Here is a 20,984-nt window from a genome sequence, read left to right as displayed (position 1 = left end):
CAGATTACGCTCTCACATAGATCTCGGACAAATTGTCCAGAATCTCGCCCGCGACATCCGGCTTATTCATAGTATAGATATGTACGTGATTCACGCCGTTGGCAATCAGATCGATAATCTGATCCGTCGCGTAAGCAATTCCGGCCTGGCGCATCGCCGCCGGATTATCCCCGAAACGATCCACGATCGCCAGGAAACGCGGCGGAACCATATTGCCGGAAAGCGACACGATCCTCTTGATCTGCGCCTTGTTCGTCACCGGCATGATTCCCGCAACCACCGGCACATCGATGCCTCTTGAGAGTGCCTTGTACAGGAAATTGTACAGAATGTGGTTATCAAAAAACATCTGTGTCGTTAGGAATTCACAGCCCGCATCCACTTTTTCCTTCAGATGATCCAGATCCTCAAAAATGGTGTCCGCTTCCGGATGTCCCTCCGGATAGCAGGCGCCGCCGATGCAGAAATCTCCCTGTGCTTTGATGTCCGCGATCAGCTCACTCGCATGACGGTACTGGTTCGGAAGCGGGAAATCCGCATTCTGCGGAATGTCTCCCCGGAGCGCCAGAATATTGCTGATCTGCTTCTCTTTTAACTCCTCAATCACGGATGCCACCTTTTCCTTCGTGGAGGAAGCACAGGTTAAATGTGCAAGCGCCGGAATCTGATGCTTTTCCACCTCGCTGGCAAGTTCTACCGTATAGTCGGACGTACCGCCGGTCGCGCCGTAGGTCACGCTCATATATGCCGGCTTCAATGCCGCCATGTCCGCAACGATATTTTTGTAATTGGCAAGCTGCGCCCCCTGTTTGGGTGGAAACAGCTCACAGGAAATCGTAACCTGATCGGTCTTTAATAATTCTGTCAGTCTCATCTGCTCTATCCTTTCTTCTGCGTCATGCCTAAAATTTTCTCAGCTTGTCTGTTCCGTCATCCACGGTATTCTCGATCTTGCGGATTGTGACAAAATAAGAATAATCATCGTTGACCCGCACTTCCACGCGATCCCCTACCCGGTGTCCAAGCAGCGCCTTACCGAGCGGCGACTCATTGCTGATCAAGTTCTTGAGTGAATTGCCGCGCACGGTGGTGACAATCTTATAGACTTCTTCCTCATCGTCCTCCTCGAAATACACGGTGACGGTGTTATTCATTCCGACTTCGTCCTCCGCGGAATCCGTAGATATGATCTTCGCTGTCTTGATCATCTTCTCCAGATAACGGATTCTGCTCTCGTTCTGGTTCTTGTCTTTTTTTGCCGCATGATATTCAAAATTCTCGCTGAGATCTCCCTGGGCTCTCGCCTCCTTCACAGCCTCGAGTGCTTCCTTGCGCACAACCAGCTTGCGATACTCGATCTCCTCTTCCATTTTCTTGATATCCTGCTCTGTCAATTCATCGTACATGATCTATCCCCATCCTTTTTGGCTGATGAATTTATTATAGTGATTTTAGGAAATGCCGTCAAATAATTTCCGCAGATCAACGTTCTGCACAGGACACCCCGTGATGGGATGTCCCGTGCAGAACGACAATACATAATCTTTTGCAAATGCTTCTGTATACAAATAAAAGTCCCCGGCATCCGCCTCCCTGCCTACCGTCTCTGTGTCCGATGCTTCCCGGCCTGCCACCTGATCCTCCAGCACATCAAAAGAAGAAAGCGGCAGGTGCAGTCCTTCCCCTACCGCTTTGCAATAGCTTTCCTTGCGCGTCCAGAGTCTTAAAAACGCATCCGGTTTGCTCCGCAGATACGCATTCTCCGCTGCCGTAAACTGCCTTTGCATAACATTCACATTCACGCGCCGCGCCCGTTCCACGTCGATGCCAACCGCGCCGTCGTCAAATACCGCCGCCGCATAGTCTCCCGCGTGGGACAGGTTAAAATGCACCCCCGTCCCGCCGGAAAGTTCCGGCTTTCCGTAGGCACCGCGCACCAGATGCACCGTCTCTGTCCCTGGCACCAGCGGAAGCAGGGAACAGCCAAGACTTCGCAGACCATACTCCAGCAACAAACCTGCGCCAAGACTTCTCCTGCGATCCTCCTGCTTCCCGCAGCGCGCTATTTTCTCCTGTCTCTCTGCGGGTACATACCGCAGAAGCTCTTCGTACAATGCCGCATCCCGCAGCGGCGAAATATTGGTTATCAGAACCCTCATGCCGTCTCCTTTAACAGGGTATTCAGCCTGTCTCTCGCCGCCAGAAGTTCGTCGCAGGCAGGTAAAAGTCCCGCCGTCTCTCCCGCACGCAGCGGTTCCACAATCCGCACCACAATATCATATAACGGGGTCAGTCCCATATTGGCAAGCATTCCTTTTAATGTATGCGCACATTCAAATGCACGCCCCATCTCCCCTGAGCGCAGCGTCTCCGGCAGAAGTTCAAAATTCTGATCTGTCGCTGCCGTGTACAGGCAGCGGCGGTACAGCTCCCTGTCACCGATGAACCGTGCCAGCGCACCGTCCACATCACAGCCCCAGTTTTTCAAGGAATCAAACAGTTCCTCCATTGTCCGTCTCTCCTTTATCCTTCTCTCCGGCAACAGACACCCGCTTCAACAGTCTGCCAGCTCCCAGAACATTTTCCACTCTGCGCATCGCAATCTCCGGCACGAAAGGCTTCACGATGTAGTCCTCTGCGCCCAGCTGCAGCATCTGGATCTGATGTCCGGTCGTGTCGTCCGCTGTGATGATAATCACCGGGATTCCCGCAAGGACGGCATCCTGCTGCTTTCGCTTTAGGAATTCCATTCCATCCATCACCGGCATCGCAAGATCCAGCAGGATAATATCCACCTTGCCGGACTCTCTGTTTAAGACCTCAAAGGCATCCGCTCCGTTTTCCGCTTCAAGGATCCGGTACTGTTGCTCAAAAATGCACTTAAGCAGTCCGCGATTTACCTCCTGATCATCCACAACCAGCATCGTCCGCTCTGTCTTTTCCGCTGCCAGAAGTACCTGACGGTATTTCTGCAGTTCCTGATCCATCATCCGCTGTTCCGTAATATCGGTAAGCGTACCGACGATAATGTGCTTTTCGCCCACGCTCGTGATGTATTTCAGCTTCAGATGTACCCAGATCGAGCGTCCGCTCTTAGAAGTGCGCAAAAATTCGCAGGCTGCGGTCTCCTTCGACTTTGCAATATCCTCAAACGTGCCGAGGAGAATCTTCCTACTCTCGTCCGAGAGTTGTTTTTCCATCACAAGCCCGCCCGAGGAATTGATATCTCCGTATCCGAACATGTCATAGTAGGCGTTGTTCACGCGGAGTGTATCAATCCGGTTCTGCTCTTTCTCATATTCATAGATGACCGCCGGCTCCATCATGCCGGAAAATACGCTTCCCATCTGTGACGTCGCGTTCCAGAGCATATCCCTGCCGATCTCGTCCTTCTGGTACTTCTCCTGCAGTTCGTCCTTTTTCTCGGATACCAGCTTTTCATAGTCGGATACCGGCATCGGTCTCGCAAAATAAAATCCCTGTACATACTCGCATCCGACGCTGTGCAGAAAGTCCACCTGCTCCCTTCTCTCTACACCCTCCGCAATCACCGGGAGATTCAGCCATTTTGCCATGCGCACAACCGACGCGAGAATATTCTGGCTACGCCCCTCCTGATCCGTATCCGACAGAAACTTCATATCGATCTTGAGCACATCCACGGCAATATCCTTTAACACATTTAAAGAAGAATATCCGCTTCCGAAATCGTCCATCAGAATAGAAAATCCTTCCTTCTGCAGACGTTCCATCGTCTCCTTGATCGCCTTCGGGTTCGTCGTGTAGGCGCTCTCCGTCAGTTCCAGTTCCAACAGTTCCCGGGGGATGTGGTAGCGGTCCGTCAGTCCGCAGATTGCCTCCACCAGTCTTGGATTATAGAGGCTGACCCTGGAAATGTTGACCGACACCGGCGACGGCTTTTTCCCCTCGGCAATCCATCCTGCAAGCAGCTTACAGGTCTTCTCCCAGACGTAGTAATCCAGCTTGGTAATGAATCCATTGCGCTCAAAGACCGGGATAAATTCTCCCGGCGAGATCATGCCGCCTTCCGGCTTTGCCCACCGCACCAGCACTTCCGCCCCACAGATCCTGTTGTCCTGCAGGCTGTACTTCGGCTGCAGGTAAAGGACGAATTCCTCCTCGTCCAACGCATGCCGCATATGGTTGACAATCTGCTGTTCCCGCACGATGTCTTCCCGCATCTCATCCACATAAAACGCATAGTTTTCGATGTAATTGCCTTTGCACTGCTTGGCAGCCAGATTCGCCCGGTCATACATCGCATCAACGGAGAGATCCCGCTCCCGGATCACATAGATTCCGATTGCCGGCACCACATCAAAAGCGAGCTGGTACTGTCCGAGACGCATGCGCATGTAGCGCACAAGCTCTAACATCGTCTCCTCGCCCCTGTACGGCATGCAGATGCCGAAAATATCCGCCTCGATTCTTCCGTAGGCAATCTGTTCCGTATCTCCCGCAAATTTCCGGATCTCCTTCGCGATATACTGTAAAAGTCCGTCACCGCTGCTGCTTCCGAAGAAAGAATTCACCAGTTGGAACTTTTCGATGTCGAGACGTAAAAACGCATACGTCTCTTCGGGATGTCTCTTAAGCAGAACACGGGTTGCTTCAAAGAAATGCGTCTTATTATAAATTCCGGTGAGCATGTCGTAATCCGCACGGTATCTCAATTCTCTCGACAGCTGCTGTTCACTGCTGCGCACCGCATTTTCTACCCGGAACCGCACGATCTGCGGATCATATGGTTTTCCTATAAAATCTCTTGCCCCCAGTGCCAGACATGCCTTTTCCGTCTTGACGTCACGCTCCACAGACGCCACAATGACCGGTATCCGACGATAAGAATCCACCTTGCGGTATTCTCTTAAAAATTCAAACCCATCCATCTGCGGCATGACCAGATCCAGAATGATCGCAGATATCGCGTCAAACTCCTTCTGCGATTCCAGAATCCGAAGTGCACCTGCACCGTCTACTGCCTCTACAATCTCATAAGCATCCTTTAGCATCTTTTTCAATGCGATCCGATCCAGCTCTGAATCGTCCACTATGAGTACCTTATCTCTGCTGCCCATACTCTTACCCCGGTTTTTTTTATTCTCCTGGTTCCTATCCGATTCGTCCTATATTCCTAATCTGCATTCGTCATCAAACGCATCATAACCTCACTTCATCATAGCAAAGTTACCGCCGCATTTCAATACTTCGGGCAAAAGAAGCAGGAAAAAAGCCCTACCCGCTATTGCGGCTTCTCTATGACAGCAATCGCCTTTTTGAACTGGAAGAAAAACAGAACAAGCGTAAAGCTTACCGCGATCACATCCGCTGCCGGCTCTGCCAGATACACGCCCATGGTCTGATTTTTCACCAGATGCGGCAGCAGATAAATAAGCGGCAGCAACAGCACAAATTTACGCATAATCGCCACAATGATCGAAGCCCCCGCATTGCCGATCGAGATAAATGTCATCTGACATGCAATCTGCGCCCCGAAAATACCCATGGCGGCACAGTAGATGCGGAGCGCCCACTTCGTGTATGCGATCAGCTCTGCGTTGGAGGAAAAAATCATTGCAAACATCTGCGGAAACAGCATGATTAAAAGCCATACCGCCATCGAATAGCACAGGCTTGTGGTCAACAGCAGACGGAATGTCCTTTTAACGCGCTCTGCATTTCTGGCGCCGTAATTGTAGCTTGTGATCGGCTGGGCGCCCTGTCCGAGTCCCTGCATCGGAAGCATGGAAAACTGCATCGCACTGGATAGAATCGTCATGGCTCCCACCGCCACGTCTCCCCCGTATTTGAGCAGCGAGGCATTGAAGCAGACCGTAATCACGCTCTCGCTTGCCTGCATGATAAACGGGGCAAGTCCAAGCGCCAGCCCCGGAAGTACCACGCCCGCTTCCATGCGCAGATACTTTTTGCGGATTTTTAATACAGTCTTTTTTCCCGTCAGGAATGAGAGAACCCAGACGGTCGATACCGCCTGCGAGATCACCGTCGCGGTCGCCGCTCCGCGGACTCCCATACCGAATCCATAGATCAGAACCGGGTCGAGCACAATATTGCAGCCCGCGCCGATCATAACGCTGAGCATTCCTGTCCTGGCAAAGCCCTGCGCCGTGATAAACGCATTCATGCCGAGCGTCAGCTGCACAAAGACCGTTCCGGCCGCATAGATTTTCATATAATCCGAAGCAAAGCCGATAGTATTCTCACTTGCTCCGAACGTCAGCAACAGCGGTCTGTAAAACAGTAACAGCAGAACCGTGAGCACGGCGGAGATGACAATCTGCAGTGCAACGCTGTTGCCGAGAATTTTTTCCGCCTCGTCATAGTCGCCCTTTCCCATCGCCATGGAAGCCCTCGGTGCCCCGCCGTTGCTCACAAGTGCGGCAAATGCCGACACAATCATGATAATGGGCAGGCAGACGCCCACCCCTGTAAGTGCCAGCGCCCCATCTTCCGGCATATGTCCGATATAGACCCGGTCTACCAGGTTATATAACAGGTTGATCAGCTGTGCAACGATCGCTGGAAGCGACATGCGCCACAGCAGTCTCCCAATCGGATCTCTCCCGAGAAAATCATTTTTTTGTTCCATATCAACGGTTCCTCCCATCATCTGTCTGTATCAAAAAACATCTCGTCCAAATATAATTCGTTGAATTTCGGGTGCATGGCAAGCGAAAGTTCCTGTGCGCGCCCTGTGATAGACGCAAGCCTCTGTTTTGCCGCCGTCCTGTCGTCGAGCAGATACCGCTGTGCTCCCGCAAGCGCACTGTTGCCAATCATCGTGATATGTCCCCGGAATTGTTCCGGGAACAGTCCGATCCGGATAGTCTGCTCCTCGTCCATCCTGCAGCCAAAACCTCCTGCGATCAGGATTTCTTCGGGGTCTCCTCCGCCGTATTCCGCGAGCAGCGTCTCGATCCCTGCGCGGATCGCCGCCTTGCCCATCTGCACCTGTCTCACATCCTCCTGCCGGAACCGGAATCTGCCCTCCGCGACCGGCATGCCGTCCGTAAACCAGGGTTCCTCAAACGTCCCGTTCTCATCGATGAGTCCGAGCCGCACGGCTTCTCCCACAGCGTCAATAATCCCGGTTCCGCATAAGCCGATCGGTGTCTCACCAGCGATGGTGCTTAACTCCACGGTTCTTATTCCTCCTATGGCGGCAGGATCTCTCTCCAGAACCAGGCTTGTCACGGCTCCCGGAACGCCCGCAACACCGCAGGATATATTCCCGCCCTCAAAGACCGGTCCCGCCGCTGCGGAAGTCACAAGAAATCCATCCGCTCCCCCGGCTGCCATCTCCCCGTTGGTGCCGATGTCCAGCAGCAACGCATTTTTCTTCCGGTCCATTTCCAAGGCATAGATTCCCGCCACGATATCCGCTCCGACGAAAGCAGAGATTCCGGGCAAAATGGTCACTGACACACTCCACCGGTCAGACAGTGCAAGCTCTGCATCGCTCCCCTCCCAGAGAGAGAGATCCTCAGGCGTAAAAGGCGCCGCTCCAAGCCCCGCACAGGATAATCCGCGCAGGAGATGACACATGGTCGTATTTCCGACAATCACAAGTTCCTCCACAGCATCATCCGGTATCCCGGCATCCGCCACGAGTCCCGCAAGCAGCGCATCAATATCCCGGCAGATGCTAAGGCGCAGTTCCTCTGCCGCCCCCTCGTTTGCCGCCTGGATTCTGGACAGAACATCCGCGCCGTATGCCCGTTGGTGATTTACCGAGGATGCGGCGGCAATCCGTTTCCTCTCTGTAAGGTCATAAAGCGTTGCAGCGAGCGTGGTGGTACCGATATCCACGGCAGCGCCGCAGCGCTGTTTCCCGGAATGCCCCCATATCTTGGCTGCACCCTCTCTGTTGTGCATCGCCGCGCAATCTCTCTCACCAGGGATGGCTCCTGCCGTCTGACCGGTATTTTCCCCATCCGCTGCATCCGCCGTGACCAACACATCAATCTTCTGCTCCCGGCTTACGGGAAGCTGCAGGCTGCATGCCTCTGCCCCGCACACTTCACACGCCATGCGCACGCCACTGCTTCGTTCTTCCGCTGTGAGCAGCCTCCGCTCATTTGCCGTCGGTTGTGGTGCCTCCGACACAAAGCGCACGCGGCATCTTCCACAGGTTCCCTTTCCGCCGCAGGGCGCATCCACATAATGTCCCGCTCTTATCAGACGCATCAGCAGCGTCTCTGCCTTCCCGCCCGATCCTGCCGGAAGTTCTATCACTTCTTTTGCATATTGAACGTTCATCCAGTCATTCCTCCCCGCGTTATGGCGTGTAGTCCACGCCTGCCCGCCTCGCCTGCTCTTCCTGTTCCTCCTCCGCGATCCGGTATATCCGGTTCCCTTTCCGGAAAAAAGTGCCGGTCCGCAAAAAGCGGAATGTAACCCCGCAGTTCACGCACTGGTTCATCAGTTCCAGCGCCCAGGCAAAATCGCATACACGCGCGTCTGCTCCCTGTTCGCCGCCGCAGAGAACCTGCGCAATCTCCCCGGTCTTTAGATACGCATCCAGCACCAGTTTTTCAAGGAGCGGTTCGCAGAGAATTCCCTTATGGCGCACCGGCAGTTTTAAAAATGCAGGAATCCGGTCATCCGCGCGTCTCTGAATCTCCACCGAACAGAGAATCGTCACGTTTTCATAGCCGTCTCCCCAGTCGCCGGGCAGTGCTTTAAAAAAGCGGTGCTCCCTCTTTGTCTCAATCACAAAGGAAAGATCCTGCCGCTCCTTGATCATCGCCCACGCCTCGCTCCGCCATTCATCCGCCTCCGGCAGGAAAAAATCCGACGTCATGCACACATAGACCGGTTCCTCCTGTGGCAGCAGCTTGTATTCTCCTCTCCGGTTCTTCTTTACCGGCAGATCAAAATTGGCTGTCCTTCGGATCACGGACGCATTTTTGCCGTACATCGCATCTTTTTCATATACATAACAGTTGTCGCACCCTGCACTGATTTTCTTGCAGCCATGCCAGGGATTCCAGACCGCCATACGAAACGCGCCTCCTTCTTCTTTCCTTTTTGTCCGCCGGATGGTATACTTATCACAAATCTGGAAAAAGTAAAACCGCTGCCACATCCGGGCAGCCACAGAAAGGAATTGTCTATGAAACTGATCTCATGGAATGTCAACGGTCTGCGCGCCTGCATGCAGAAAGGCTTCGCAGAATTTTTTACAGCAAGTGATGCTGATATTTTCTGTATCCAGGAATCCAAACTGCAGGAGGGGCAGATTGATTTTGCACCGGAGGGCTATTACGCTTACTGGAATTATGCGCAGAAAAAGGGCTACTCCGGCACCGCCATTTTTACCAGAAAGGAACCTCTGTCGGTGCATTACGGCATCGGCATTCCACAGCACGATACCGAGGGACGTGTGATTACGCTGGAATTCCCGGATTTTTATATGGTCACCTGCTACACGCCAAATTCCCAGAATGAACTGGCAAGGCTCTCCTACCGCATGGAGTGGGAAGATGCATTTCTCTCATATCTAAAAGGTCTTGACCGGAACAAGCCTCTGATTCTCTGCGGCGATCTCAATGTCGCCCACGAAGAGATCGACCTTAAGAATCCGAAAACCAACCGGAAAAACGCCGGTTTTACCGACGAGGAGCGCACAAAAATGACGGCTCTTTTATCCGCCGGCTTCACCGATACGTTCCGCCATTTTTATCCGGATACCGAGGGCATCTACTCCTGGTGGTCCTACCGCTTTCACGCCAGAGAGAAGAACGCCGGATGGCGTATCGACTACTTCATCACCTCATCCGCACTCGATGACCGCCTTGTGGATGCAGGAATTCTCACCGATGTCACTGGCTCCGACCACTGTCCGGTAACACTTACCGTCGATCTGCCATTCTGTCCATAGCACTATTTCTGCCGATAGACATGACAGTAAAGCACGTCCCGCATGGTCTCAAATTCATCCGCCAAAAGCCGCTTCGGATAAGACATGATCCGAAGCGGGATGGCATGTCTGTCCTCTCCCATCGCCGGCTGCATATATTCAAACGGATTCATCACGAATCCGTTTCTCTCATAAAATGCAATCCGTCTGGCTTCCAGTTCACCGGTCGGCAGTTCCACCTCCAGTATAACCGGCTTTCTGCTCTGCGTCGTCAGCTGTGTCAGAAGTACCGCTCCAAGTCCGCCGTTTCGGCATGATTTCCTCACGGCAAAGTGCTCCACAAACAGGAATGTATCAAACTCCCACACTGCCAGAAACGCCATCAGTTCCCCATGTGCACGGTACCCGTACAGGTGATACCAGGAGACATCCAGTATCTTTCTCTGCGCCTCCCTGGATCGTCTCTCGTCCCGCGGAAAACTCTCCTCCATAATCTCCCATACGCTGTCAAAATCCCGTTCTGTCAGTGTCTCTAAACTCTGCATGTTCTCTCTCCCGGCTGATTCTTTCTTACTTACTTTTATACCATAAAACAAGATTATAGCACAAATTTCCTACGGAATCAAACCGCGCTGTTCTTTGCCTGCGTCTCACCCTCTCCGATCCTGATGGTGCGGAAGCCCTCTCCGTGCACTTCATTGGACTCCAATATAATCATAAACGATGCCGGGTCTGCCTCCTTAACAGCATGCTGAAGCAGATACATCTCTTTGTTGTTGCACACGCACATCACGACCTGTTTGTTGTCACAGCGGTAACCGCCCTGTCCCTGTAATATCGTAGAGCCGCGGCCGCAGCAGGAATCGATCACATCGCAGATCTCCTTTCCATGCTCTGTCACGACAAGTGTCATTTTCCCGGAATTGATGCCGTACATCAGCTTGTCGACCACGATTGCCAGCAGAAAACTCACAATCATTCCGTAGATAATTCCATCCACATCCCGAAGCAGAAATCCGCCCAGAAGAATGATGATCACATCCGTCACGAACGAAATTTTCCCGACAGACCAGTATGGTTTCAGATTCTTGACTGCCATAATAATAAAGTCGGAACCACCGGTCGAGGAATTCTGCATGTAAATCACCGCATATCCCAGTCCGGCAAACACACCGGTACAGAGTGCCGCAAGCAGACGGTCTCCCGAGTAAACCGGGAGCAGCGGCGCAACATAGTCAATCATCAGAGAAGAAATCAGCATACAGCGCAGTGAGCTGAAGAAAAAATGTCTTCCCAGCAGACGATAGCATAATATTGCCACCGGTATATTCAGCAGTATCGTGGAAAATCCAACCGGCACACCGAACAGCTGATATAAAATGATCGAGATACCGGAAAATCCGGTCATCGGAAATCCCGCCTGCACCGCAAAATTGTAAATACCGCCAGCGATAAACGCACTTCCCACAACCTCCCAGAATATCTGTTTTAAAAATATCTCTCTATCTTCTTTTTTCATTTTCATTCATCCTTCCTTTGCATGCGAGTGTCTCCACAACACAAAAAAAGAGCACCAGCAGATTATACGAATATAATATGCTAACGCTCTTTTCCGTATCCTATTGTAACACCGGAATCCGGAATTTGTCAAATATGTTTCTCTTTACAATCCGTATGTGTCGTGTTAATATACTTCACATATGAATCATTCATATTTGAAGTATATATATATGCAAGACATATCAATATGAATATTACATGCGTGAAGTATTATTTTATCCCATTGAAAGGAGCATTTACCTATGAATACCGGTATTGAATTTACCATGAAACTATCGGCTGCCTACAGTGCTGTATGCAGACCTTTGTGTCACGAACTGAATCTCCCACAGACCGCGTTCGATATTCTGATGTTTCTGGCGAACAACCCAGAATATACCACCGCACGCGATATTGTGGAAGTCCGCAAGATCAAAGCCAACCTCGTATCGATCAACGTAGACAAGCTTGTCGGTGAAGGTTATCTGCGGCGTGAGGCGGACACAGACGACCGCAGGAAGACCCATCTGCTCTGCACAGACAAAGCCGGCGCTGTCATCGAACAGGGGCGCACACTTCAGAACCGCTTTATGAACAGTCTTCTGGCGCACATCGACGACGCTGCCAGAAAGCAGCTCGCAGAAAGTATTCACCAGATGGAGCAGAATCTGGATCACATGTTAGAGGAGGAACACTGATATGACATTATTATTCACGATACTCGTCACCTTTTTTGCCGGCATGGGCGCCGGACTCGGCACCGGCTTCGCCGGAATGAGCGCAGCCGCCGTCATCAGCCCGATGTTAATCACTTTTCTGGATGTCGACCCCTATATGGCAGTCGGCATCGCCCTCTCCTCCGACGTGCTTGCAAGCGCCGTCTCCGCCTACGTCTATGGTAAAAACAAAAATCTGGATATCCGCAACGGAGTGATTATGATGGTGAGCGTCTTAATCTTCACCGTCATCGGAAGCTACATCTCAAGCCTTGTCCCGTCCACCACCATGGGGAATTTTTCCGTCTTCATGACGTTTCTTCTCGGCATCAAGTTCATCGTAAAACCTGTCATGACGACAAAAGAATCCATGGCGCAGGTCTCCACAAAAAAACGTGCCATCCAGTCGGTTGTCTGCGGCGTGATCATCGGATTTATCTGCGGTTTCATCGGTGCCGGAGGCGGCATGATGATGCTCTTAATTTTAACCTCTGTGCTGGGCTATGAGTTAAAAACTGCGGTTGGCACGAGCGTATTTATCATGACTTTCACCGCTCTCACCGGAGCCGTGTCGCACTTTGCCATCGGCGGCGCTCCCGACTGGACAATCTTTCTTCTGTGCGTGGTGTTCACGTTCCTCTGGGCGAGAATCGCATCCGTATTCGCCAATAAGGCCACACCAAAGACGTTAAACCGTGCAACCGGTGTCATTCTTGTAGTCCTTGGCATCGTCGTGCTGGCGTTTTCCTTGTTGTAAAATCTGCAAAATAGCAGATAACCAGAATATGCTTACAAATATGCCGACCGGACGCTGGCAGCTTCCCACCGCCGCCAGCGCCCGGTTCCCCGCAAATCTCCCGGTCACAGCCATACCTGCCTGACATCTTTAAATTCGGTGCCGATCATCCAGTCTCTCACAATTCTTGGAATTCTCCACGCATAGGCCGGTGTTACAACAAGAAGATATCGTCCTGCAGGGCATTATAAAACCTGAGACGTACAAATACAAGAGTGCGCAACGCCAGCTTTTGTACAATCCATAATCATTTTCTCACACATCTCATACCCCAGCCTGGAGCTGTTCATAGACAGTGTATAATTGCCCGCCATTCCCCATTTCTGCTCCGTGTAAAAACGATAATTTGTCATACGCCTCTTATCAATATCCGCCATCATTTTAGCTGCCTCGCCTTCGTTGACATGGTACAGTCTGCAGATGCGCTGCACTTTTTCCGGCATATCGCCGTGTATAAATACATTCAGCACATCCTCTCTGTCCTTCAAAATAAAATCTGCATTTCTTCCTATAATGACGCAGCTCTCCTTTTCTGCGATCTCCAGAATCACCTTTCTCTGCGCTTCGTACACCATATCTTCCACGGATTTTCCGGTAAGGTCGCGTCCGGCAAAAGCATAGCCAAACAAACCCTTCTTTGGAGAGAGTTCCGCATTTTCCTTTATGTACTCCGTAGAAAATCCTGACTTCTCTGCAATCTGACCGATGATATCCTTATCGTAATAGGCAATTCCAAGCTTCTTTGCCACTTCTTCGCCGATAAAACGACCGCCGCTTCCGAATTCTCTGCTGATTGTAATGATTCTTTTTGCCATCTCAATTCCTCCCTAACTTAAACGCTCCACTTTATTTTTTCTGATTCTCTTTAAAAATACATAGCCCACCAGACACGCTATCATCTCCGTGATCGGAAATGCCCACCAGATCAGTGAGATGCCCATCTGACCGTTTCTTGCAAAGATTGAAAAAATTCCTGCCAGCGGCAATATGATGACAAGCTGTCTGAGCAGCGAAATCACCAGTGACTCGATACCTCCGTCCAAAGCCTGATAAATGCCCTGATATGCCACATTGATTCCGGCAAAGATAAAGCTGATGGAGATAATCCGCATCGCTCCAATAAAATATTCTCTGGATTGCCCGGCATTAAACAGTGTCGCAAATGCTCCCGGGAACACTTCCGTGATAATGATACCAAAAATCATCAGCGCCGTTGTATACAGGAGACCATATTTTATTCCGTCCTTGATTCTCTTTTTGCTTCCCATTCCATAAGCAAAAGCAATAATGGGTGTAATTGCATCTCTGAGTCCGAATGCTAAGAACAACACAAACTGCTGGACTTTATAGAACAGTCCGTATGCGGTCTGTGCAGAAGGGCTGAACTTCAGAATCAAGTTCATCACATAAACCATGATCGACATCAGCGCCTGCGCAATGATTGCCGGAAGTCCGATCGCATAGATTTCTTTTATGATACCGGCATCCGGCTTCATGTACTCCACTCCATGCTCAAATTCCTGATTCAATTTCATATGGAACAAAAACAGCAATACCGCAGACGCCACCTGACCGATCACCGTCGCGTAGGCTGCGCCTTTTACTCCCATTTCAGGAACCGGTCCGATACCATAGATCATAACCGGATCAAGAATGATATTGATCACGGCTCCCACAACCTGACCGATGGTCGAATATAAAGAACGTCCGGTTGCCTGCAATAACTTTTCAAATAAAGAAAAGAAGATAATTCCAAAGGAAATCACGCAGCATATTCTAAGATAGCTTGTTCCCATCGAAATTACTTCCGGATCAACCGTCTGTGAGGAAATATATGCCTTCACTCCGGCAATTCCAAACAACAGGCATACTGCATAAATGATTCCTCCGAGGAATAAACTGTTGCCTGCAACCTTCGCTGCCTTTTTTGTATTTCCCTGCCCGAGTGTCCTTGCCAAAAGTGCATTTGTCCCCACACCCGTTCCGATTCCAACTGCCACCATAAGCATTTGAACCGGGAACACCAGCGTAAGTGCATTTAATGCCGCCTCACTCCCCACTTTCATGTTTCCGACAAAGGCGCTGTCCACAATATTGTAGACAGCCTGCAATGCCATGGATAAGATCATCGGTATTCCCATCTGCACCATAAGCTTCTTTACCGGCATTTCCTTCATCTTGTTACTCTCTGTCATATAATCCTCCTTGTTTTTCCGCACAAAAAAAAATGTGTACCTATCTCATAAGCTGGACTTACGCTGATAAGCTACACACTTCTTTATGGCATGATATTTATTTTAAAAACAGAAAAACGAGTAGCAAAACTGGATTTACGCTAGTCTGCTACTCGTTTGATCCTTATTATATTTCTCATTTTAGAAAAAGTCAATATAGCAAAAGCGCAAAAGGACAGCCACACACATACATGTGTGACTGTCCTTTTCCCTATCTATACATTACCTTCTCCTAAAAATAACGCATATGATTTATTTGTTTGCGATTGCTGCCTGTGCTGCTGCAAGACGAGCGATCGGCACACGGAACGGTGAGCAGGATACATAATCCAGACCGATCTTGTGGCAGAACTCTACGGAAGAAGGATCTCCACCGTGCTCTCCACAGATACCTACATGAAGCTTCGGATTTACCGGCTTGCCAAGCTTGATTGCCATATCCATCAGCTTGCCGACACCTGTCTGATCCAGTTTTGCAAACGGATCGTTCTCGAAGATCTTGGTATCATAGTAAGCATTTAAGAACTTACCTGCATCATCACGAGAGAAACCGAATGTCATCTGTGTCAGGTCGTTTGTACCGAAGCAGAAGAAATCAGCCTCTGTTGCGATCTCGTCTGCAGTCAGAGCTGCTCTCGGGATCTCGATCATTGTTCCTACTTCATACTCAAGCTTTACACCTGCTGCTGCAATCTCAGCGTCAGCAGTATCAACAACAACCTTCTTCACATACTTTAACTCTTTTACTTCGCATACAAGCGGAATCATGATCTCCGGCTTTACAGTCCAGTCCGGATGAGCCTTCTGTACGTTGATTGCTGCACGGATAACAGCCTTTGTCTGCATCTTTGCAATCTCCGGATAGGTAACTGCAAGACGGCATCCTCTGTGACCCATCATCGGGTTGAACTCATGCAGAGAAGCGATGATGTTCTTGATTGTCTCAACAGACTTGCCCTGAGCTTTTGCAAGCTTCTCGATGTCAGCTTCCTCTGTCGGAACGAACTCATGAAGAGGCGGATCCAGGAAACGAATGGTTACCGGGCAGCCTTCCAGTGCTTCGTATAACTTCTCAAAGTCACCCTGCTGATACGGAAGAATCTTATCAAGGGCAGCTTCTCTCTCCTCTACGGTATCAGAGCAGATCATCTCACGGAATGCAGCAATTCTGTCTTCCTCGAAGAACATATGCTCTGTACGGCAAAGTCCGATACCCTCAGCGCCAAGCTCACGAGCTTTCTTAGCGTCTGCCGGTGTATCTGCATTGGTACGAACCTTTAATGTTCTGTACTTGTCAGCCCATGCCATAACACGTCCGAACTCGCCTGCGATGGTAGCGTCAACAGTCTTGATCTCGCCATCATAGATATTACCGGTTGTACCGTCGATGGAGATCCAGTCTCCCTCATGGAACTCTTTGCCGGCCAGTGTAAACTTCTTATTCTCCTCGTCCATAGCGATGTCGCCGCATCCGGATACACAGCAGGTACCCATACCACGTGCAACTACGGCAGCGTGAGATGTCATACCGCCACGAACGGTTAAGATACCCTGGGAAGCCTTCATACCAGTGATATCCTCCGGAGATGTCTCAAGACGTACTAATACGACCTTCTCTCCTCTTGCATTCCAAGCCTCTGCATCCTCTGCAGTGAATACGATCTTACCGCAGGCAGCACCAGGAGATGCTCCAAGACCTTTGCCCATCGGTGTAGCAGCCTTTAATGCAGCAGCATCGAACTGCGGATGAAGCAGTGTATCGAGGTTACGCGGGTCGATCATCAATACTGCCTCTTCCTCTGTCTTGTGTCCCTCATCTACGAGGTCGCAAGCGATCTTTAATGCAGCCGGAGCTGTTCTCTTACCGTTACGGCACTGTAACATGTAGAGCTTCTTGTTCTCTACTGTGAACTCCATATCCTGCATATCATGGTAATGGTTCTCAAGAGTCTCGCAAACCTTTAAGAACTCAGCGTATGCCTCCGGGAACTCCTGCTCCATCTGAGCGATCGGCATAGGTGTACGGACACCTGCAACAACGTCCTCGCCCTGTGCATTGATTAAGAACTCACCCATAAGCTTGTTCTCACCGGTTGCCGGATCACGGGTGAATGCAACACCTGTACCAGACTCGTTGTTTAAGTTACCGAATACCATAGGCATTACGTTAACTGCAGTACCCCAGGAATACGGGATATCGTTGTCACGACGGTATACGTTTGCACGCGGGTTGTCCCAAGAACGGAATACAGCCTCGATTGCAAGCTTTAACTGCTCTACAGGATCTGACGGGAAATCAGTTCCCAGCTGATTCTTGTACTCAGCCTTGAACTGCTCTGCCAGAGTCTTTAAGTCAGCAGCGGTGAGGTCGATGTCGTACTGAACACCCTTCTCCTCTTTCATCTTATCGATGAGCTGCTCAAAATACTTCTTACCAACTTCCATAACGACGTCAGAGAACATCTGAATGAAACGTCTGTAGGAATCATATACGAAACGCTCGAATGCCGGATCCGGGTTTCCTGCGATCATTGCTGCTACTACGTCATCATTTAATCCAAGATTTAAGATGGTGTCCATCATACCCGGCATGGAAGCTCTCGCACCGGAACGTACCGATACCAGTAACGGATTCTTCAGATCACCGAATTTCTTACCGTTGATCTCCTCCATCTTCTTAACGCCTTCCATAGCCTGCGCCATGATCTCGTCGTTGATCTTACGTCCATCCTCGTAGTACTGCGTACAAGCCTCTGTTGTGATTGTGAATCCCTGTGGTACAGGAAGTCCGATGCTTGTCATCTCTGCAAGGTTGGCACCCTTACCACCGAGCAGATTACGCATGGTCATGTCGCCTTCGCTAAACATATAAACCCATTTGTTCGCCATTTTGCTAATTCCTCCTAAACTATACTTACTATGTAACTATGTCAGAGCCAACCCCTGCCATAATTCCGCAAACGAATGTACGTCTCCCAAAACGCACACATCTATAATATCATACTTTTGCTAAATAGCAACAATTATTTTCGTCTCTTTTTGCTGTTTTTTGTCACAATTTCACAATTCAAAACCTTGTTCCATGATGTGGAACGCATAGTGTTTTGAAAACAGTAAAAGAGACCGGGCACTCTGCCGGTCTCTCTCCCCACACAAAAATGAACTATTCTTCTTTCTTAAATTATGCGATCTTCTTTCTTCTTACGATCACGCATGCACATGCACATACTGCAGCAAGTGCTGCAATGCCAAACGCACTGCCCTCACCTGTCTTCGGGGAGGTCACTGCTGTTGTTCCGGCAGAAGTACCGTTTCCAGTCTTCATTGCCTCATAATATTCCGGTGAGTAATTATTGTTATCACTGGATGCAACAGTTGCAGCCGGAATGCGGATAATTGCCATCGGGGAGAAGGAAGTAAAGGTTGCCGTCACAACGCCATCTCCTGCTGTTGCAGACTCTACATACCAGTTACCGTCATGATGCTGATGTAAAATGCATACATTATCTCCTGCACTTACAGCAACAGAGAATTTCAGTGTAACCGGGTTGGTCTCAGATGCGCCTGCAACACTATAGTCGCCAGCTCCCAGCACATCTACATTCTGTCCAAACTGAGCTGTTACAGCTGCCTGTGCCGCTGCTACCTGGGCTGCGGTCAGCTGTTTTACCTGTACCTCAATTGCATTGCCGTTTGCATCTGTTGCCGTTGCAGCTACTGCGCTGAAATTTCTTACATAAGTTACGCTTCCATTTGATGTGGAAGTGGATGTGCTTGTGCTGGTACCGCTGCCTGATGTTGTACCACTTGTTGCATTGTTGGTTACGCTCGGTGCAGCAAATGCAGTTGTGCTTACAGCGAATGTAAGAACCATTGCTGCTACGATTGTGATAATTTTCTTCATTGGTTTTTTCTTCCCTTCTTTTTATTTTGTGTGGTCTATATCAACGCTTTGCGTTAATATCAAGAATCTTCCCCGATATAGAACAGATCCAATATCATCTCATAGAACTGTTCCTCATCCACATGAAATTCTTCATAATAATCTCCCATCACCTGTTCTCCCGGAACCACCTGCAGGCTTTCCTCTGAAAATCCGCAGGAAATCCCTGTCAGCGCAAGTGATAGTATCTGGGTTCTGGAGAGGTTCGTCAGCACAGAATCTGAAATGCCCGCATACATCCGGAACGGTGTTCTAAGATCGGCTCTCGTCTCACCAATGACCTTTTCCACAAATGCTGTAAGATACTCTTTCTGCCGTTGCAGACGATACTGCGCACTGTACGCTTCATCGCAGTCTCTCCACCTCACAAAACGATACGCCTGCTCATTATTGAGCGTTACTGTCTCTCCCGCATGGTAGTTCTCAAAATCCTGTTCCAGAAAAACCGTCACCCCGCCAGCCATTCCATTCAGACTCTCAATGGAATTCAGACTAAATGTGACATATGCATCAATCGGGAGATTATAAAATAGTCTCGACACTGCACGTTCCACCAATTCACAACTTTTTGTGCCTCCATCCCCAAATGCATACTGGAGTGCCAGATGATCCTGCAGTAATCCAAGCGGCTCCCCCGTCATATAGAACGTTTCCAGATCCGTCATCGTGTCACGCGGAATTGCCACAATCCGCAATTTTTTCTGCTCCCGGTCGATCACCACAAGAAAATTGGCATCTGACTGTGCGCCTGAACCAATCACACCGCCGGCGGACTTCATATCATTTTCTGTATCCAGTCCCATACACAGAATCGTGCTGATTTTTTCATTCCGGCGGTAAGTTTTTCCATGGTACAAGACGGTGTCTTCTAACACGCATCCATCTGTCTCATATCCCGAATCCGTCCCACATACGGCATGTTTTCCCAGACTGTGCATGGCAGAAAGCCAAATTCCTCCCGCTGCTGCGCATACGATTATGACAAGAAGCAGAACAGCCAGCAGGATACGGCATGCCAAGGTTCTTTTATGTCTCACTCTCATAGACCTGTACCGCCTCCACCAGCAAACGTTTTTCACTTTGATTTTTAATGCAGGTCGACAACGTCAGCAATTTACTATCCGCTGTCACCGCAATATCTTCGCGTATAACATCCGTCTCATCGCCATTTTCCTTGAGGGAACTTAAAAATGCCTCTCTTTCCTCCGGTTCTGTAAAGGATGCAAAGCTGCCCATCAGGTGTCTGTCATCATAAGCTATTGCAGCGAACACCTGATAAACCCGTTCCCTTTCCGGTGTAATCACATAGACATATGGATGCTTCTCCATATAGCTTTCATCCTGATATTCATGCAGTGATCCAAACATAGTGCCGTTTTTCATATGATGTCCATAGACTACCGTGTTATTATCTGAAAAATCTCCGGCATTGCATGGTTCGACATAAATAGATCCCGGCAGACCATTCTGCCCTTCCGCAGTGTGTGACAGATAATAATCATCATAGGGATTCTCTGCATCCTGCTTGCGCAGCACCGGATAGCTGACTTTCGTGTCCGGTATATAAATCCATGCACAAATATCTTCATTTGTCTGCCACAGCGTATCAAAATCCACCTTAGGAACCGGTCCATAAATCTGCGCTTCGATCTGCTCTGTAACTTCTGCCTGAACCACAACGCTCTCCTGACTCATCTGTTCATACTGGCGCTGAATCATCGCCTGCCGGACAGTGTGAACCACAAGGTACAAAATGCACACAATGGCAATGCCTGCCAGTACAATCTGTGCAATCCTGTGTATCTGTTTTTTCTTTTGCTGCTCTTTTTCTTCGTTTAACATTTCACCGAAC

The 20,984-nt window shown here is 49.8% G+C and carries 19 protein-coding genes; 3 read left to right on the top strand and 16 right to left on the bottom strand.

Going from position 1 to position 20,984, the window contains the following annotated elements; translation table 11 throughout:
- Window positions 1-4: 4 nt before the first annotated feature.
- The 8 genes from metF to RHOM_RS06215 all read right to left on the bottom strand — a co-directional run bounded on the left by metF (window position 5) and on the right by RHOM_RS06215 (window position 9,043).
- Window positions 5-874 (bottom strand): methylenetetrahydrofolate reductase [NAD(P)H], encoded by an 870-nt coding sequence (metF, locus tag RHOM_RS06250; protein WP_014079440.1) that lies wholly within the window; start codon window positions 872-874, stop codon window positions 5-7.
- A 28-nt stretch (window positions 875-902) separates the two neighbouring features.
- On the bottom strand, window positions 903-1,406 hold the full coding sequence (greA, locus tag RHOM_RS06245) for a transcription elongation factor GreA (protein ID WP_014079439.1): 504 nt from the start codon (window positions 1,404-1,406) through the stop codon (window positions 903-905).
- A 45-nt stretch (window positions 1,407-1,451) separates the two neighbouring features.
- A complete protein-coding gene (locus RHOM_RS06240) occupies window positions 1,452-2,159 on the bottom strand; it encodes a 4'-phosphopantetheinyl transferase family protein (protein ID WP_014079438.1) in 708 nt (235 codons plus the stop codon).
- On the bottom strand, window positions 2,156-2,509 hold the full coding sequence (locus RHOM_RS06235) for an Hpt domain-containing protein (RefSeq protein WP_014079437.1): 354 nt from the start codon (window positions 2,507-2,509) through the stop codon (window positions 2,156-2,158). The genes RHOM_RS06240 and RHOM_RS06235 overlap by 4 nt, the downstream gene beginning before the upstream one ends.
- The gene (locus tag RHOM_RS06230; RefSeq protein ID WP_014079436.1) at window positions 2,493-5,099 is read right to left on the bottom strand and encodes an EAL domain-containing protein; all 2,607 of its coding nucleotides are present in this window, start codon (window positions 5,097-5,099) and stop codon (window positions 2,493-2,495) included. The genes RHOM_RS06235 and RHOM_RS06230 overlap by 17 nt, the downstream gene beginning before the upstream one ends.
- A 164-nt stretch (window positions 5,100-5,263) precedes the next feature.
- A complete protein-coding gene (locus RHOM_RS06225) occupies window positions 5,264-6,631 on the bottom strand; it encodes an MATE family efflux transporter (RefSeq protein ID WP_014079435.1) in 1,368 nt (455 codons plus the stop codon).
- A 17-nt stretch (window positions 6,632-6,648) separates the two neighbouring features.
- Window positions 6,649-8,301, bottom strand: coding sequence for an ASKHA domain-containing protein (locus RHOM_RS06220; RefSeq protein WP_014079434.1), 1,653 nt, complete (start codon window positions 8,299-8,301; stop codon window positions 6,649-6,651).
- 19 nt (window positions 8,302-8,320) lie between these two features.
- Entirely contained in the window at window positions 8,321-9,043 is a 723-nt protein-coding gene (locus RHOM_RS06215; RefSeq protein WP_014079433.1) for a DUF5131 family protein, read from the bottom strand.
- A gap of 114 nt (window positions 9,044-9,157) precedes the next feature.
- Here RHOM_RS06215 and RHOM_RS06210 point away from each other — a divergent pair, with 114 nt between their 5' ends.
- A complete protein-coding gene (locus tag RHOM_RS06210; RefSeq protein ID WP_014079432.1) occupies window positions 9,158-9,925 on the top strand; it encodes an exodeoxyribonuclease III in 768 nt (255 codons plus the stop codon).
- Between the two features lie 2 nt (window positions 9,926-9,927).
- On the opposite strand, the gene RHOM_RS06205 is transcribed toward RHOM_RS06210, so the two are convergent.
- A complete protein-coding gene (locus tag RHOM_RS06205) occupies window positions 9,928-10,449 on the bottom strand; it encodes a GNAT family N-acetyltransferase (protein WP_014079431.1) in 522 nt (173 codons plus the stop codon).
- Window positions 10,450-10,526: 77 nt separating this feature from the next.
- Complete coding sequence (locus RHOM_RS06200) at window positions 10,527-11,423, bottom strand: YitT family protein (protein WP_014079430.1); 897 nt, start codon at window positions 11,421-11,423, stop codon at window positions 10,527-10,529.
- Between the two features lie 283 nt (window positions 11,424-11,706).
- Here RHOM_RS06200 and RHOM_RS06195 point away from each other — a divergent pair, with 283 nt between their 5' ends.
- On the top strand, window positions 11,707-12,141 hold the full coding sequence (locus RHOM_RS06195; RefSeq protein WP_014079429.1) for a MarR family winged helix-turn-helix transcriptional regulator: 435 nt from the start codon (window positions 11,707-11,709) through the stop codon (window positions 12,139-12,141).
- A gap of 1 nt (window position 12,142) precedes the next feature.
- Window positions 12,143-12,916: a sulfite exporter TauE/SafE family protein gene (locus RHOM_RS06190; RefSeq protein ID WP_014079428.1), complete on the top strand. Its 774-nt coding sequence runs from the start codon at window positions 12,143-12,145 to the stop codon at window positions 12,914-12,916.
- 224 nt (window positions 12,917-13,140) lie between these two features.
- On the opposite strand, the gene RHOM_RS06185 is transcribed toward RHOM_RS06190, so the two are convergent.
- The 6 genes from RHOM_RS06185 to srtB form a co-directional block, all read right to left on the bottom strand.
- On the bottom strand, window positions 13,141-13,770 hold the full coding sequence (locus RHOM_RS06185; RefSeq protein WP_014079427.1) for a cytidylate kinase-like family protein: 630 nt from the start codon (window positions 13,768-13,770) through the stop codon (window positions 13,141-13,143).
- Between the two features lie 12 nt (window positions 13,771-13,782).
- Window positions 13,783-15,150: an MATE family efflux transporter gene (locus RHOM_RS06180; RefSeq protein WP_014079426.1), complete on the bottom strand. Its 1,368-nt coding sequence runs from the start codon at window positions 15,148-15,150 to the stop codon at window positions 13,783-13,785.
- Between the two features lie 291 nt (window positions 15,151-15,441).
- Entirely contained in the window at window positions 15,442-18,078 is a 2,637-nt protein-coding gene (gene ppdK / locus RHOM_RS06175; RefSeq protein ID WP_014079425.1) for a pyruvate, phosphate dikinase, read from the bottom strand.
- 292 nt (window positions 18,079-18,370) lie between these two features.
- Window positions 18,371-19,093, bottom strand: coding sequence for a hypothetical protein (locus RHOM_RS06170; protein WP_014079424.1), 723 nt, complete (start codon window positions 19,091-19,093; stop codon window positions 18,371-18,373).
- Window positions 19,094-19,152: 59 nt separating this feature from the next.
- Window positions 19,153-20,175, bottom strand: coding sequence for an LCP family protein (locus RHOM_RS06165; RefSeq protein WP_014079423.1), 1,023 nt, complete (start codon window positions 20,173-20,175; stop codon window positions 19,153-19,155).
- Window positions 20,159-20,974, bottom strand: a complete 816-nt coding sequence (gene srtB, locus RHOM_RS06160; protein ID WP_014079422.1) for a class B sortase — start codon at window positions 20,972-20,974, stop codon at window positions 20,159-20,161. The genes RHOM_RS06165 and srtB overlap by 17 nt, the downstream gene beginning before the upstream one ends.
- Window positions 20,975-20,984 lie beyond the last annotated feature (10 nt).

The sequence above is a fragment of the Roseburia hominis A2-183 genome, assembly GCF_000225345.1.
GTDB classification, from domain to species: Bacteria; Bacillota; Clostridia; order Lachnospirales; family Lachnospiraceae; genus Roseburia; species Roseburia hominis.
Note: the sequence above shows the minus strand (reverse complement) of the source record. Positions and strands in the feature narration are given on the sequence as shown.